The sequence below is a fragment of the Actinoplanes sp. NPDC048791 genome, assembly GCF_040650095.1.
In the GTDB taxonomy this organism is placed as follows: domain Bacteria; phylum Actinomycetota; class Actinomycetes; order Mycobacteriales; family Micromonosporaceae; genus Actinoplanes.
This window is the reverse complement of the sequence record NZ_JBEZGQ010000093.1, coordinates 1-15,462: the sequence shown is the minus strand read 5'-3', so window position 1 is coordinate 15,462 and position 15,462 is coordinate 1. Positions and strand designations below refer to the sequence as shown.

General features: G+C 70.5%; 11 protein-coding genes. 5 read left to right on the top strand and 6 right to left on the bottom strand.

Annotated features, from left to right (window positions below):
• The 3 genes from AB0C29_RS10205 to AB0C29_RS10195 all read left to right on the top strand — a co-directional run.
• A partial coding sequence (locus tag AB0C29_RS10205) for a LuxR C-terminal-related transcriptional regulator (RefSeq protein ID WP_360817996.1) occupies positions 1-1,571 on the top strand: 1,571 nt, incomplete at its 5' end.
• 165 nt (positions 1,572-1,736) lie between these two features.
• Positions 1,737-2,963 carry an epoxide hydrolase family protein gene (locus AB0C29_RS10200; RefSeq protein WP_360817993.1) on the top strand — a complete coding sequence of 409 codons (1,227 nt, stop codon included), beginning with the start codon at positions 1,737-1,739 and terminating at the stop codon, positions 2,961-2,963.
• Between the two features lie 42 nt (positions 2,964-3,005).
• On the top strand, positions 3,006-4,025 hold the full coding sequence (locus AB0C29_RS10195; RefSeq protein ID WP_360817990.1) for a thioredoxin family protein: 1,020 nt from the start codon (positions 3,006-3,008) through the stop codon (positions 4,023-4,025).
• A gap of 286 nt (positions 4,026-4,311) precedes the next feature.
• Here the strand turns inward: AB0C29_RS10195 and AB0C29_RS10190 are convergent, their stop codons facing one another.
• The 6 genes from AB0C29_RS10190 to AB0C29_RS10165 all read right to left on the bottom strand — a co-directional run bounded on the left by AB0C29_RS10190 (position 4,312) and on the right by AB0C29_RS10165 (position 13,657).
• Entirely contained in the window at positions 4,312-5,709 is a 1,398-nt protein-coding gene (locus AB0C29_RS10190; RefSeq protein WP_360817987.1) for an MFS transporter, read from the bottom strand.
• Between the two features lie 173 nt (positions 5,710-5,882).
• Positions 5,883-7,457 (bottom strand): ATP-binding cassette domain-containing protein, encoded by a 1,575-nt coding sequence (locus AB0C29_RS10185; protein ID WP_360817984.1) that lies wholly within the window; start codon positions 7,455-7,457, stop codon positions 5,883-5,885.
• Between the two features lie 7 nt (positions 7,458-7,464).
• On the bottom strand, positions 7,465-8,463 hold the full coding sequence (locus tag AB0C29_RS10180; protein WP_360817981.1) for an ABC transporter substrate-binding protein: 999 nt from the start codon (positions 8,461-8,463) through the stop codon (positions 7,465-7,467).
• Positions 8,463-11,246, bottom strand: coding sequence for an AAA family ATPase (locus tag AB0C29_RS10175; protein WP_360817978.1), 2,784 nt, complete (start codon positions 11,244-11,246; stop codon positions 8,463-8,465). The genes AB0C29_RS10180 and AB0C29_RS10175 overlap by 1 nt, the downstream gene beginning before the upstream one ends.
• A 53-nt stretch (positions 11,247-11,299) precedes the next feature.
• Positions 11,300-12,769: an SMI1/KNR4 family protein gene (locus AB0C29_RS10170; RefSeq protein ID WP_360817975.1), complete on the bottom strand. Its 1,470-nt coding sequence runs from the start codon at positions 12,767-12,769 to the stop codon at positions 11,300-11,302.
• Positions 12,770-12,778: 9 nt separating this feature from the next.
• On the bottom strand, positions 12,779-13,657 hold the full coding sequence (locus AB0C29_RS10165; RefSeq protein ID WP_360817972.1) for an AraC family transcriptional regulator: 879 nt from the start codon (positions 13,655-13,657) through the stop codon (positions 12,779-12,781).
• Between the two features lie 93 nt (positions 13,658-13,750).
• On the opposite strand from AB0C29_RS10165, the gene AB0C29_RS10160 reads away from it, so the two are divergent.
• Both AB0C29_RS10160 and AB0C29_RS10155 read left to right on the top strand, forming a co-directional pair.
• Positions 13,751-14,812 (top strand): acyl-CoA dehydrogenase, encoded by a 1,062-nt coding sequence (locus tag AB0C29_RS10160; RefSeq protein ID WP_360817969.1) that lies wholly within the window; start codon positions 13,751-13,753, stop codon positions 14,810-14,812.
• Between the two features lie 45 nt (positions 14,813-14,857).
• Positions 14,858-15,462: FAD-binding protein (locus AB0C29_RS10155; RefSeq protein ID WP_360817966.1), on the top strand; the 605-nt coding region annotated here is incomplete at its 3' end.

Below are 15,462 nucleotides of genomic sequence, written 5' to 3'. Positions count from 1 at the left end.
CCGCGTTCCTGCTGCGCGCCGTCGCGCTGAGCAGCGAAGCGGGCCGGCGCGCGCGTCGAGCCTTGACCGCTGCGCAGGCCAGCTACCGGGCCGGCGAGCAGGACACGGCTTTGCGGCTGGTCGCCATGGCGCAGGCAGGGCACCTTGATGCGCTTCAGCATGCACAGGCCAGCAGGATCCGCGCTCACATCGCCTTGAGTGCTGGTCGCTGGGCCGAAGCTCTGCCGTTGCTGCGCGATGCCGTCGCCCGGCTGGCACCTGCCGAGGTGGATCTTGCACGGGAGACGTATCTGACTGCCTGGGGCATGGCAGGGATGGCGGAGGACCGCGCGGCACACGACGTCATCGAGGAGATCTGCCGGGGCGTACAGGCGCTGCCCTCGCGGCAGGATCCTCCGCGCCCACGAGATCTGCTCCTCAGCGGCTTTGCCCAGCTGATCATCGACGGCTTCGCGGCTGCGACACCGACAATGCGGCAAGCCGCGATCGCGCTCACGGACATGCCGGTAGAGGACATCTTGCGGTGGGGCTGGATGGCGGTGGGCACGCACAACGCGCTCTGGGACAACGAGGGCTGGTACGCCGTCGCTACCCGGAACGTCCAGGTCGTCCGTGACGCCGGTGAGTTCGCGGCGCTACCGGGCCATCTGACCTATCTGGCGATGGCGACTGCCTGGACGGGAAACTTCGCGGACGCTGAGTCACTCATCGCAGAGATCGACAGCGTGACCGCAGCCACCAGCAGTCCCGTGCCGCCCTACGCCGTGCTTCGTCTTCGCGCGCTGCAGGGCAGGGAAGATGAGGTATCCGCCGCGATCGCCCGCTTCGGTGAGCAGGGCACGGCAGGTGTCCGGGCACTCTGGGCGGTCGCTGTGCTGAACAATGGTCTCGGCCGGTACGCGCCAGCCGTGTCAGCAGCTCAGGTGGCCGTCTCGGAGACCGCCCCTCATCACTGGGTTTTCGTATGGCTGCTGCCGGAACTCGTCGAGGCGGCCGTACGCGTCGGCGACCTCAGCCTGGCCCGCGAGGCGCATGCGCGCCTCACCCAGGCGACGCAGACGCTCGAGGGCGACTTTCCGCTGGGCATGCAAGCCCGCTGCCAGGCGCTGCTGAGCGACGGAGACGCCGCTGACAGGCTGTACCGCGACGCCGTGGAGCGGCTGAGCCGTACCCAGCTACGCCCGGAAACCGCCCGCGCCCACTTGCTGTACGGCGAGTGGCTGCGCCGAGAGAACCGCCGGACCGACGCGCGTGAACAGCTGCACGCCGCCCACGAGATGCTGGCCTCGATCGGGATGGACGCGTTCGCGGAACGTGCCCGCGGGGAGCTTGCCGCGGTGGGCGAACACGTCCGCAAGCGGGCGGTCGGCACACCCGATGACCTGACTCCTCAGGAACGGCAGATCGCGCGACTCGCCCGCGACGGGCTGTCCAACCCCGAGGTCGGCTCGCGGCTCTTCCTCAGCCCCCGGACGGTCGAGTGGCACCTCCGCAACGTCTTCACCAAGCTCAGTATCCGTTCGCGGCGGGAGCTGGCGACTGCACTGGCCGTCCCGGATACGGGCACGTGACCCTTGGTCATGCTCGCCGGCGATCAGGCACATCCGGGGGCCGCCCCGGGGACCATCCCCGTGGGTGACCCCGGCACCGGCCCCAGGGTCCGGCACGGGGGCGAAGCAGCGTCAAGGCGCGCAGGCTTCGTGTCGAAGCAACCCCTTTCAGATGGGAGCTCGACAATGTCAGCCACGACCGAAGAGACAACCGCGGCCACCGCTATCCGGCCGTTCCCGGTCCCGACCACCTCCAGGACGGAACTCGAGGCACTGCGCGCCCGCATCATCGACACCCGCTGGCCCGACCCGGAGCTCGTCGACGACTTCTCGCAGGGTGTGCAGCAGACGGTGATGCAGGAGCTGGCCCGCTACTGGGCCACCGACTACGACCTGGGCAGGTGCGAGGCGAGGCTGAGCGCCCTGCCGCACTTCGTCACCGAGATCGACGGGGTGGACATCCACTTCATCCATGTCCGCTCGCCGCACGCGAACGCGCTGCCGGTCATCGCCACGCACGGGTGGCCGGGCTCGGTCATCGAGCTGCTGAACATCATCGACCCGCTGAGCAATCCCACCGCGCACGGCGCGAGCGCGGCGGACGCGTTCGACGTGGTGATCCCGTCGATGCCGGGGTATGGCTACTCCGGCAAGCCGCGGGATCTCGGCTGGAGCCCGGACCGGATCGCGCATGCCTGGGACGTGCTGATGAAGCGCCTGGGCTACCCGGGCTACGTGGCGCAGGGCGGTGACTGGGGCTCCATCGTCGTTGATCTCATGGGTGTGCACGCACCCGCGGGCCTGCTCGGCATCCACACCAACATGGCCGGCGTGGTTCCTGCGGAGATCTCGGCGTATCTCGCACGTGACGTGTTCGGTGCCGCCGGACCGCCGCCGTCCGGGCTGTCCGAGGAGGAGAACCGCACGTTCGAACAGCTCAAGTACTTCTTCGAGAACGGTGTCGGCTACGGCGTGCAGATGGGTACGCGCCCGCAGACGATGTACAGCCTGGCGGATTCACCCGTCGCCCTGGCCGCCTGGATGCTCAACCACGACGCGTCCAGCTACCAGGACATCGCGGCTGCTTTTGCCGGCAAGCCCGTCGGCGGTCTGACCCGTGACGAGGTGCTGGACAACATCACCTTCACCTGGCTGACGAACACGGGGGTCTCCTCGGCCCGCCTGTACTGGGAGAACACGGTCGGCTTCTTCGACGCCAAGGGCGTGACCGTCCCGGCCGCGGTCAGCACGTTCGCGCACGAGATCTACACCGTTCCGCGCAGCTGGGCGGAGCAGGCCTACCCCAACCTCATCTACTTCAACGCGCTGGACAAGGGCAACCACTTCGCCGCCTGGCAGGAGCCGGCACTGTTCGCCGCCGAGCTGCGTGCCGCGTTCCGGTCCCTGCGCTAGCCGGCCGGTCAGGCGGACCACCACCGACGTCAGGGGCTTGTCATGACAGCACGCCGGCCGGCGCCCGCCGGCCTCCACACGTCCTCCAGTGAGCTGCCCGTCGAAGGCAAGCTGCCCTCCTTCGACGGCGCGACCGGGTGGCTCAACTCGCCGCCGCTGACGACATCCGATCTCACCGGCAAGATCGTCGTCGTCAACTTCTGGACCTACACCTGCATCAACTGGCTCCGGCAGCTGCCGTATCTTCGCGCCTGGGCCGAGAAATACGCCGACCACGAGCTGACCGTGATCGGCGTACACACTCCCGAGTTCGAATTCGAGCACGACCCGGACAACATCCGGCGTGCCGTCCGGGACATGCGGATCGACCACCCGGTCGCGATCGACAACAACTACGCGATCTGGAACGCGTTCGACAACCACTACTGGCCCGCGCTCTACTTCGCCGATCCTCAGGGACGCGTCCGGCACCACCACTTCGGCGAAGGCGAGTACCAGCAGTCGGAGATGGTCATCCAGCAGCTACTGATCGAGGCGGGAACGACCGACCATGACCACGAGCCGACATCGGTCGAGGCCCGGGGGGTCGAAGCCCCGGCCGACTGGGTGACCCTGCGATCGCCGGAGAACTACACCGGCTACGCGCGCACGACGAACTTCGCTTCTGCCGGCGGCATCCGGCCGGGCCGGCCGCACGTGTACCTCGCCCCAGCGCAACTGCGGCTCAACCAATGGGCTCTGTCGGGCGACTGGACGGTGCAGGAGCAGGTCGCCGTCCTCGGCACCGCCGGCGGGCAGATCGCCTGCAGATTCCACGCCCGCGACCTCAACCTGGTCATGGGTCCGGTCAGGCCGGGAACGCCGATCTCGTTCCGGGTCCTGCTCGACGGGCAGCCGCCCGGCCCGGATCACGGAACCGACCTGGACGAGCACGGCTTCGGCACGCTTGACGAGCAGCGGTTGTACCAGCTCGTACGGCAGCACGGACACGTCACCGAGCGAACCGTCGAGATCATGTTCGTCGATCCGGGCGCCGGGGCCTACGCCTTCACCTTCGGGTAGAGCAGGGGCTTATGAGGCGATACGACGCGTCGTTGCGGCCGGGTGGCTCGGAGCTGAGCCATCCGGCCGCATTGTCGAGCGGTGTGACGAGGTTCAAGGCCATGGTCCGGTCGGCTGTGACGGGGTGAGGCCGGGGTGAGCGAGCCGCGGCCGGACGATCGTCGGCACGGGGCCAGGAAGGTGTTCAGCGCGGCCAGCGTCCGGTCGGGCGCCTCCTCGGCGACCCAGTGACCGGGCGCCGGCGATGGCCTGCACGTCCTCCGCTCTGCGAATAGTTGTCAGCGGACTAGTGAGAGCCGATGTGCGGGGTCGCCGGGAAGCCGACAACGATCGCCGCCGCCAGTAGAGCCGGCAGGGCCAACCCGTAGAACCCCGCTGCCATCGGCAGGCGTTCTGCGATGAGCCAGCCTCCGTACACCGGTCCGAGGACACCGCCGAGCCGGCCCACACCGAGCGCGGCTCCCATGGCGGTACCGCGATGCAACGTCGGGTAGGACGCTGCGACATAGGCGTATATGAGGAACTGAGCGTTGACCGCGCCGGCACCCACGATCGCCACCAGGGCATAACCTGCCAGAATCGGCGGTGCCTGGGCCAGCAACGCGAAGGCCGCGCTCGCCGATACGAACGATCCGAAGATCACCCACCGTCCTCCGAACCGATCAGCCAGCCGCGACGACGTCAGGGAACCGACAACCACGCCCACGTTGAGCACGAGCAGGAAACCCAGCGACGGGCCGAGGTCGTACCCGGCTCGATTCATCAGCAGTGGCAGCCATGTGTACGCGCCGAACAGGACCAGCAAACTCAGGAATGTGGCTGTCCAGAACAGTATTGTCCGTACCGCGTAGTCGCGGTCGATCAGTAGCAGCCAAGACTCCGCGCGGCTGGATCGCAGCCCGGCGGCACCCTCGCGGGCATCCAGGAACTCCTGCGACTCGGGCAGCCAGCGCAGCAACATCGGGATGAGTACGACAGCAGGCAACACGCCGACGAGGAAAAGGGCGCGAAACCCGTTGTCAGCCAACGCGATCGCTGCCGATGCGCTCAGGGCCCCACCAACCCCGATGCCACCGAACACCACGCCTTGATACACGTTACGGCGACCCGGTGGCGCGAACTCGGCCACGAATGCCGCGGCTGTCGGCAGTAGAACACCGGCACCGAGCCCGACCATCAGCCGGCCCGCCCCGAAGATGAAGGGCGTAGGAGCTGCCGCGCACACCAACGTGCCGAGGCTGAAGACCACGACGCCGTTCATCAGCACGGGCCTGCGCCCACGGCTGTCGGCGAACGAGCCGGCCAGAATCGCGCCGAACAGCATCCCGACCGGAGCCACCGACCCCAGTATCCCGATCTCGCGTTCGCCCAGCGCCCACGCGGTATGCCCGAGCAGCGCCGGAACGGCCGCCCCGTACACCACGATGTCGTAGGCCTCAAGGATGAGAACCGCCCAGCACAGCGCCAAAGTGACGCGCCGGCGCCGCGCGACCGCCGGATCCGATCCCAACCTGGTCACGAGCCCACCCCCCGTGGCATCGAACCAGCCTGACACCGCCCGGATCGCGCACAGAACGGCCTGGATCACTGGCTGGCACCGATTATCGAGGTGGGTGACCGACGACGCCAGAGGCTGCAATCGGCGACAGGCGTACCGCAGCGCGAGCGTGACCAGTTTCAGCAACTATCCCTTGCTCGGTCGGACAGCGCGTCAGGACGAAACTTGGGCGGTTGACAGGGAAACCGCAAGTTCCGGCCGTCGGTCGACTCATCGAGAGTTCGTACGCCGGCACGTGGTATTCACCAGCAAACAAATCCGACACGTCCAGCCGGGCACTGAACCTGACCGCCGCCGTTTCAGTCCGCATCAGCGAGGTCGGCCTGGAGGCGGTCGTACAGGGCGCGGAAGTCGGCCCGGGCCATCAGGGCGCGCTGATCGCGGGGCCGGCCGTACGGGATCTCCACGTCGGTCCGGACCCCACCGTGCGCGACGGTGACGACCCGATCGGCCAGGACCAGGGCCTCGGTGAGGTCGTGGGTCACGAACAGGACGGTCTTGCGGTGTTCCTCGTTGTCCCAGATGTCGAGGAACATGTCACGGACGGACGAGCGGGTGAGGGCGTCCAGAGCAGCGAACGGCTCGTCCATCAGCAGCAGCTCGGGGTCGGACGCCAGCGTCCTGGCCAGTGCCACCCGCTGGCGCATGCCTTGCGACAGCTGGGACGGATACCGGTCAGCCACTGTGGACAGCTGCACGAGATCGAGCAGCCGGCGGGCGCGTTCGTGCCTGACCGGCGCCGTCCTTCTCCGCAGCTCCAGGCTCAGCTCCACGTTGCGCCGGGCGGTGCGCCAGGGCAGGAGCGCGTCGCGCGCGAACATGTGGCCGACGTCCGCCCGTCCGGCCCGTGGGGCCTCGTCGAAGACGGTGATGTCCCCGGAGGTGATCGGGGTGAGTCCGGAGACGACGTTGAGGATGGTCGACTTACCCGCTCCGCTGGCACCCACGATGGCGACGAACTGCCCGCTGGGGATGGTCATCGAGAAGTCGCTGAGCACGCGGTGCGGCGGCGACCCGCGCAGGGGGAACTCCACCGAGACCGAGCGGAACTGCACAGAACCCCGGCCCGTACGGGGCGTCGTGGGCGCGCTTGCCGGCCCTGTGGACGTGGACCGGCTGCGGATATGAGCACGATCGGCTCGCTGCCAGCCGAGCAGGGCGCCTTCGAGCGCGCCGACGAGCATGGTCAGGATCGAGGTGAAGATCGCGAGGATCGTCAAAAGCGCGTAGACGGGGGCCATCGACAGCGTGGCCGAGTACGTGGTGATCAGCTGGCCCACGCCCGCCCGGGAGGCGATGATCTCGGAGCCGACCACGCCGAGCAGCGCGAAGACCGTGCCCAGCCGCAGCGCCGTGACGATGGCCGGGACGGCGACGGGCACGTACAGCTTGCGGAACAGTTGTGACCGTGACGCACCCAGGACGAGGCACACCTTGAGGTACTCCTCGTCGGTGCTGAGCACGCCGCTGCGCGCGTTCATCAGGAAGATGAAGAAGGCGATGCTGAAGCCGAGGGCGATCTTGGAGCTCTGCCCGATGCCGAACGCGACCAGGAACACCGGCGCGAGGGCGATGCGGGGCATGCTGTTGACCGCGTTGAGGTACGGCGCCAGCACGGCCCACGTCCGGGGCAGCATGCCGAGCAGGACGCCGAGCGGGATGCCGACGACGGCCGACAACGCGAGCGCCAGGAGGGCCGCGCTGATCGTCGACCAGAGGTTCGGCCAGAGCACGCCTGAGTGGTGCAGCTGCAGCCCGGCGCCCCAGACGGCCCGCGGACTGGGCAGCAGGACAGGACTGATGACGCCGAGCTGGTGCACGAGGTACCACAGCGCGATCCCGATGGGCGGCACGGCGACGCGCCACAGCCACACGCCGTCATCATGCCGTCGAGCAGCCATCAACCACATACTCGGAAAAGTCCGGACTCGTCCGGTCGGGAGTGAAAGCTGCCTGGTGCTGCCAGTTCTCCTCGTTGAGCGGAGGGATGTCCACGACCGGGGTCCGGTACTTGTCCCACAGGGTTCTCGCCTGGTCAGGATCGGCTCCGACGCCAAGGTGGGCGAACGCCTCCGGCCCGGCGTCCGGCTGCTGCTCCAGGGCCTTGAAACCCTGATTGAGTGCGTGGCAGAACTTCAGCACCGTGGCGGGATGGTCGTCGGCCCAGTCGCAGTTGGCGACGGCGACGGACTGCCAGAACTTGCCCAGGGGAGTGTCCGGGCCGGCGAGGTCCACCAGCTTGTCGAAGGCGGTGCCACCGGCCTGGAGGTTGACCTCGAGCTGCGGATACGACATCGACGCGTCCACCTGCCCGGAGGCGAAGGCAGACGTGGCGGCCGCGCCCGCACCGATCGCCACCCACCGGACGTCGGTGTCCGGGTCCAGACCGGCGTTTGTCAGCAACGACTGGAGCACGAGCTCCTGCGAAGCGCCGCGGGCGGCGACCCCGACCGCCTTTCCGCGCAGCTGGGTGAGGACCTCGGGGTAGGGCCGGGTGGTGTCGAGGTGGAGGCCGGTCTGCGCGATCACGCTGTAGGCCGCGCCCTGGGTCGGGCGGAGCACCCGGGCACAGGCGCCGTTCTTGATGGCCCCGTAGAGCTGTGCCGGGCCGAGGTTGGCCACGTCGAAGTCCCCGCTCACCAGGCCCTGCAGGATCACCGTTCCGGACGTCGCCCAGGTGGGCGAGAACGTTAGCCCCTGTTGCGCGTAGAGCCCTTTCAGCTCGGCCGCGGCGTACCCGGAGGCGCCCTGGTCCCGGACGCCGGCGAAGGAAACGACCGTGGTGGGGCTCTCAGCGGAGCCGCCACACCCGGCGGTCCAGGGCATGGTCGACAGGGCCAGGAGCAGGGCGATCCGGCGTACGCCCGGCCGGATCGCCATCACGCCGACCCTTGCGCCGGGGCATGACTCGGCAGAGCGTCTCGGAGTCCGCGTCGCGAGGTGATCTCGAGCTTGGTGAACACCTTGCGCAGGTGCCACTCCACCGTGCGGGCGCTGATGAAAAGCTCCCCGGCGATCTCCGGGTTGGTGCGGCCGTCGCGGGCCAGTCGCGCGATGTGCTCCTCCTGCGGCGTCAATTCCGTACGGTCGGCGACCTGTCGGCGACGCACGTGCTCTCCGGTCGCGAGCAGTTCCCGGCGGGCCCGTTCGGCGAAGCCGTCGGCCGACACCGCTACGAACATGTCGTGAGCGGTCCGCAGGTGTTCCCGGGCCTCGCCACGCCTGTTCTCGCGGCGCAGCCATTCGCCGTAGAGCAGATGGGCGCGGGCCAGCTCGCTGCGGACCGCGGCCCGGTCCAGCTGGTCGATCGCCTCCCGGTACAGGCCCTCGGCCGCGTCGCCGTCGCTGAGCATGGCCCGCGAACGCACCGCGATGCCCCGGCCCCAGCCGTGCGCACCGGGGTTCGCCGTGGCCTCGAACTCCTCCAGCGCCGCGACAGCCACGTCTCGTTCCCCGCAGCGCACCGCGGCCTCGATGCGCTCGGGCAGCATCCAGGCGCCGACCAGTAGCCCGGGCGCCTTCGGGTCAGCCGGTTGAGCAGCCGCCATCGCCTCCGGATACCGTCCTGCGCTGTTGTGCAGGATTGCGGTGCACCACCGTGCGTGGTCGACACCGAGCCCCTCACCGCGGCTGATCGCGTCCTCCGTGGTCGCCGCGAAAAGTGCGGACGCGCTCTCCGTCTGTCCCCGATAGCCGGCGAGCAGCATGGCCCCGTACGGCGCGATCCGGGTCCCGGTAGCTTCCGTGACCGCGTCGTGCTCGGCCGTCAGCCGGGCGGCCGCCTCGAAGTCGCCCCGCCACGTCGCGATCGCGGCCAGCCCGCTCAGGGGAGTGGGCAGCACGGCGAGCGCGCCCAGCTCACGGGCGAGCCTGGCCTGCCGGCCGTGCACCGCGCTCCAGCTCTCCAGGTCCCAGACCGCCGCCGCAGCCGTCGCGGCCAGGGCGCCATGGTGCAGCCAGTTCTCGGCGGGAAGGTCACTGGCGAGCAGGGCGCTCAGTGCGTCGCGGAGCATCGGCTCGGCGGCCGCCCGGCCGTCGGTGGCCAGCACGAGCAGCGCTTCCAGGATGCGGCCGAACGGGCGCAGCGGTACGTCCGGCCGCGGACCGGCCCGGCCCGCCCGGGCCACCTCGAGCAGGTCTCCGCCGGGCCGGGCGAGATGCCCGGCGAACATCGCGGCATGCCAGGCATCCGAATAGGTCCGGCGCGACAGGGCCGTGTCCAGGCGTTCCAGGCGCTCGGCCGCCTTGACCAGCTGAAGTGGCGCGTCGCCACCAGCATCGGACGCCGACGCCACCTGCCCGCGCAACAGCGCGACGCGGGCCCCGGCCAGCTCGTCCGGCGCCTCCGACTCGGCTGCGGCCAGCAGGGCCAGTGCGGTGTCGAACGCGCCGGCGCGAAGGTGCAACCGTACGGCGGCCAGTCTGCGCTCGAACCGTACGGTGGGCTCTAGCGTCAGGCCCGCCGAGCGTTCCAGTAACGCGGCGGCCGCGGCGAACCCGCCGCGCGCCTGGGCGCGGTCCGCACTTCGCTCGAGCTCCACCGCGACTTCCTCGTCGGGACCCGAGCTGGCCTGGGCGCGGTGCCAGGCGCGGCGATCCGGGTCGGTGACGGCATCGACAGCGTGCGCGAGTGCCTCGTGGGCCGCGCGGCGTTCCTCCACCGAAGCGGACCGGTAGACAGCCGATCGGACCAGGGGGTGCCGGAACCGGACCTGGGCGCCGACCTCGAACAGGCCGTCGGTCACCTCGGCCCAGGCCGCGTCGAAGCCGATGCCCAGGCGGGTCGCGGCGCGCCAGACGGTCGTGGCGTCCCCGGTGCTGTCGCAGGCGGCCACCAGCATGAGCTGCTGCGTCGCGGCGGGAAGCGCCCGAAGCCGTCCGGCGTAATGGCTCTCCAGGCCCGCCGCCGTTCCGCCGCCCGTCGGCAGCCCGAATCCGGCGGCGAGCTCCGCGGGGCTCATGCCGCGGGGCAGCTCCAGCATCGCCAGGGGGTTGCCGCTCGTCTCGGCCACGACCCGGTCCAGCACGCGTGGGTCGAGCCGGCCCGGCACCACCGTGGACAGCAAGGCGCGCGCGTCCGCACCGGAAACGCCGGCCAGCGACATCACCGGCAGGCCGGCCAGCTGACGCCGGTCCGCGCCCTGCCCGTCGTCACGGACGGTGAACACCATGGCCACCGACTCCGCGGCGAGCCGGCGGGCGACGAAACCGAGGATCTCGCTCGAAGCCCCGTCCAGCCATTGCGCGTCGTCGACCAGGCACATCAGCGGCCGCTTACCGGCCACCTCGGCGAGCAGGCTCAGGGTGGCCAGACCCACGAGGAAACGATCCGGCGCGGGGCCGGCGGCGAGCCCGAATGCCGTCCGCAATGCTGACTGCTGTGGTTCGGGAAGTGCATCGAGGTGGCTCAGCATCGGTGCGCAGAGGTGGTGGAGGCCGGCGTACGCCAGCTCGACCTCGGACTCGACCCCGGCGATCTGGGCGACCCGGAAATGCGGGAGTGCCCGCCGGGCCACATGCCGCAGCAGAGCGGTCTTGCCCAGCCCGGCCTCGCCGCGGATGACCAACGCGGCACTCTGCCCGGCTCGCACCTTCTCGCAGAGGCGGTCCAGCTCTCGAAGCTCGTCCTTCCGGCCGTGGAGCTGCACAGATTCGCCAGGCACCCGGTCAGCATAGTAGGAGATCCACCGGATGAGGCAGGGCAAAGAGGGGCAGCTCACGCCCCGGGCGGAGGCCCGCCGGTGAGGGTGTGGAAGCCGCCTGCCCGCCCGAAGGACTTCGACCACCGGGCGGCGTCACCCACTCCGGCCGAGCCGCCCAGCCCCACCCCGGCCAGCTGCTCCGGTAGCCGGCCGGCGGCCAGCAGGTCCGTCCACTGGCTCCCGTTGAGGGTCAGCACTCGCAGCGCGGGGAACGTGGCGATCACCTCGAGGTCCGACACTGCCGCCCCGGACAGATCCAGCCGGGCCAGGCTCGGCAGGGCGGCCAGCTCGGCGACCGGCGCCGGCTCGTCGTTGCCGGTCAAGGTGAGATCGAGGAGGGTCGGCGGCAACGCGGCGGGTGTCCATCGGGCCGCCTCCAGGTGCAGACGCTCGATCGGCAGCCCGGCGGACCGGGTCAGGTCGACCAGGGGGACCTTTCCGCGGATCACCAGAGATCGGAGGTCGGTGCAGGGCTCGAAATCGGCCAGGCGGACCGGGGCTTCGGTGCGCAGCACCACCCCCTGAGCCGTCACCGGCAGCTCCGCGATGCTGTCCACCCAGATCTCGGGGTCGGGCGGTGACGGACGTTCGTCGTCGAGAGTCGCGATGGCCCGGCGGAGCAGGTCGGTGACCGAGGCCGCGACGTACTGCACCGGCGCCCGCACGTCCCGCCCGTACGTGATCACCTGACCGGCGCGGCCCAGCGGTCCCGGATCGAGGTCGACGGCTGCGAAGTTCATGCCGTAGTCGCGGGCGAACGTCACCCAGCCGTTGCTCGACGACACCCGCCGCACATGCCCGGCCGGCACGCACTCGAAGATGACCATGTCGTCGAACAGGCCGTCGTGGTAGCCGGGATGGTTCGTCCGGTTCCACCCGACGAGCACGTCCAGAGAGGCGAGGACGAACGGGTCGAGCAGTCCCGACTCCTCACTGTCGTCACGGACCAGCCGGTAGAGGGCCCGCAGATCCTCCGGCAGCCGTACCCCGAGCTGCTGTTCGGCGGCCCGGATCTCCTCCTCGGAGTAGCCGGGCGGGTATCCCTGCGGATGATGCCGGGCGGTGAACTCGCCGACCAGCCGCTCGACCTCGGCCAGCACGACCGGATCGGTGACACCGGTATCGGTGGTGCCGGGTGCACGAGCCGGCGGCTGTTCGTGTCCGGGCAGACGGTAGTTCTCGTCGAGCACGATCCGGGCCGGCAGCGACAGCAGGTCCCGCGACCAGTGGATCGTGTAGGTCCCGTCCGGATCACCGATCATCTCGACAATGAGGCCACGGCCGGCCACCCCGGGCAGCGCTGCCATGGCGTTGCCGAGGTCCAGGTTGTTCCAGCGGCCCAGCCCGGCCGGCTCACCCGCCATCGTGTAGGTCTGGCTCTGAGTGCCGCGCTGGTGCACGGTGGTCAGCTGGTAGCCGGGCACCCGCAGGCCCGCCACGAACGCCTGGCCCAGCCGGTGCAGCACCTCGTCGATCTCAGCCACGCCGCGATGCTACGAGGTCATCCGGGCGCGGAACCGGCCCGGTGCGACGCCGAACCTCCGGCGGAACGCGTTGGCGAAGGCGTACTCGCTGGAGTAGCCGACCTGGCGGGCGATCGTCGCCAGCGGAGCCGTCGTCTCGCGCAGCATCCGTGCACCGCGGTTGAGGCGCCACTCGATCAGGTAGGTCATCGGGGGCTGGCCGACCTGGGCGGTGAACTTGCGCTTGAAGACGCTGCGGGACATGCCGGCGATCTCGCCCAGCCGCTGGACGGTCCACCGCTGCTGGGGTTCGGCATGGATCTCCCGGAGCGTGGCGGCGATCCCGGTGTCACGGCCGGCCGGCTCGCTCCGGTCGGCGATGTGCCGCAGGGCGTCGACCAGGACCAGGTCCACCAGGGCCGGCCGGGTCACGCCGGTGCCGGGAAGGTCCTGCGAGACCTCCGCGGTGAGCAGGTCGATGAGCGCACGCCGCTCCGGATGCCGTTGCGGGTCCAGCGGCGTGACCATGACCGGCGGCAGGTCCCGCAGGAAGCGATGCAGCTGACTGTGGTCCAGCCGGTAACAGCCCAGGATGACCTCGAAATCCGCCGGCCCGGTCCCGGAGCGGGTCGTCGAGAGTTCCAGCGGGGCCAGCCGGTGGATCGTGTCCTGGTCGGTGTGGCTGAGGCCGTGGGCTTTGCCGTACGGCACGAGCACCACGTCGCCGGCCCGCAGGGGGAGGGGACTGCCCGAATCGGTGACGAGCCAGCCGGTGCCGTGCAGGACGACGTGGAAGCCGATTCCCTGGATGCGGGGGAGGCTCATGCCCCACGCGCCGTCCATGTGCACCCGCGACGCGCTCGGCCGCCCGGCGCGGATCGCGCCGATCACCTCACTGATGGAGTCCACCGCGCGATCGTATCCGGGCGAACGGGCCGCAGCGTTATGAAGCCGGGCCGCACGATTATGGCCGTCACCACTGCTCGCTGGCACGGTTTCAGAGTGATCAACATTCTCCGGGAGAACGCGGCGGCGACCGAGGAACGGATGCGGCCCACCGCGGCCGGCCTGGCGGTCGTCCGGTCCGTGGGCGCCTTCCGTCTGGGCACACCACTGGCCTACGGCGGCTCCGGCAAGGACGCCACCTCCGTCGTGCGCCTGCTCGCCGACATCGCTCGAGGCTGCCCGTCCACCGCCTGGGTCGCCAGCACCTGCATGACCAGCAAGCAGATGCTCGCCTTCGGCGACTTCGACGACGGCACGCTCGGCGAAGTGTTCGCCGACCCTGACGCGATCTTCTGCGCGGCCGGCGTACCGGCGGGACGAGGCACGACCGGCCCGGACGGGGTCCGGCTGACCGGCCGGTGGGACTACCTGTCCGGGTGCGAGGACGCCCGGTGGACGTGTCTCGGCGCCATGGTCGACGACGCGTTCGCCATCACGGTGCTTCCCATGGCCGAGCTGACCATCGACCGCACCTGGCAGGTGGCGGGCATGCGCGGGACCGGAAGCCACACGGTCGTCGCCGACAACGTGCTGATCCCCTCGGCGCGGGTGGTGTCGGGTCCGCGGCTGCACTACCCGCCCGACACCAGGACGTTGCAGCTCTGGGGCCTCGGCGTGCTCGCACCGGTCGTCGGCGCGACCTTCGGTGCTCTCGACGTGGTGCGGGCGATGTTCGCCTCGGACCGCAAGCCGTTCTTCACCTCGTACACCCGGATGGGCGACTCGCCCGGCGCCCGGCACTGGCTGGCCGAGGCGGCCATGCTGACGCAGCGGGCCGAACGGACCATGCTGGCGCTGGCCGCCGCGATCGACGCGGATTCCACGATCACCGACGAGCTGAGCAGCCGGATGGCCCAGGACCGCGCCGACGCGGGGGCCGACTGCCGGGCCGCACTCGAACGCATGCTCGACCTGCACGGCGCGAGCGGCTTCCGGACGAGCAACGCGCTGCGCCGGTTCTGGCTGGACGTGTCGGTCGCGAGCCGCCACCCGCAGCTCAACCCGTACCTGGCTGTCGAGGCCTACGGCCACGCCCTGACCGGCAGCGTCGGTCCGTAGCTAGATCGACGTGCGGACGCCTCCCTGCGGGCACACGATGGTCGGATGACGCAGCCGTTGCCCCGGCGCCGGATGCTCGCCGCGTCTGCCGGCGCGCTGGCTCTGGTGTGGATGCCGGTCCCCGAGGCCGTGGCGGTCCCGGCCGACGCCGGCTGTCCGGCTCCGCCGGATTTCCCGCCGGGCGTGGAGCACTACCGGCAGAGCTACCGGAACTGGGCGGGCGAGCTACGTGCCGACGACGTCTGGACCGCGGTCGTCCGCACCGCGCAGGACGTGGTGACGTTGGCCAATTGGGCCCATCGGCACGGGTTCGCTCTGCGCCCGCAGGGCTTCCGGCACGGCTGGGCACCGCTGACCCTGACCGCGGGCACCGGCTGCGCGAGCCGCGTCGTGCTGGTCGACACCCGCCGGCTCAACGCGATGGAGCTCGGCGGCCCTGGTGCCGAGCCGGGCTCCGCGACCGTACGCGTCGAGGCGGGCGCCGGCCTGGAGGCGCTGCTCGGCTTCCTGGAGGCGGCCGGCTACGGACTGACCGCCACCCCGGCGCCCGGTGACTTGTCGGTTGGCGGCGCCCTGGCGGTGGACGCCCACGGCACCGCCGTGCCGGCTGTGGGGGAGGTCCGGCCGCCGGGTACCACGTACGGGTCGCT

Bases quoted from the DNA above. Each gene is read 5' to 3' on its own strand.
- AB0C29_RS10180 (WP_360817981.1), bottom strand. From the start codon at position 8,463: ATGGCGATCCGGCCGGGCGTACGCCGGATCGCCCTGCTCCTGGCCCTG.
- AB0C29_RS10195 (WP_360817990.1), top strand. From the start codon at position 3,006: ATGACAGCACGCCGGCCGGCGCCCGCCGGCCTCCACACGTCCTCCAGT.
- AB0C29_RS10200 (WP_360817993.1), top strand. From the start codon at position 1,737: ATGTCAGCCACGACCGAAGAGACAACCGCGGCCACCGCTATCCGGCCG.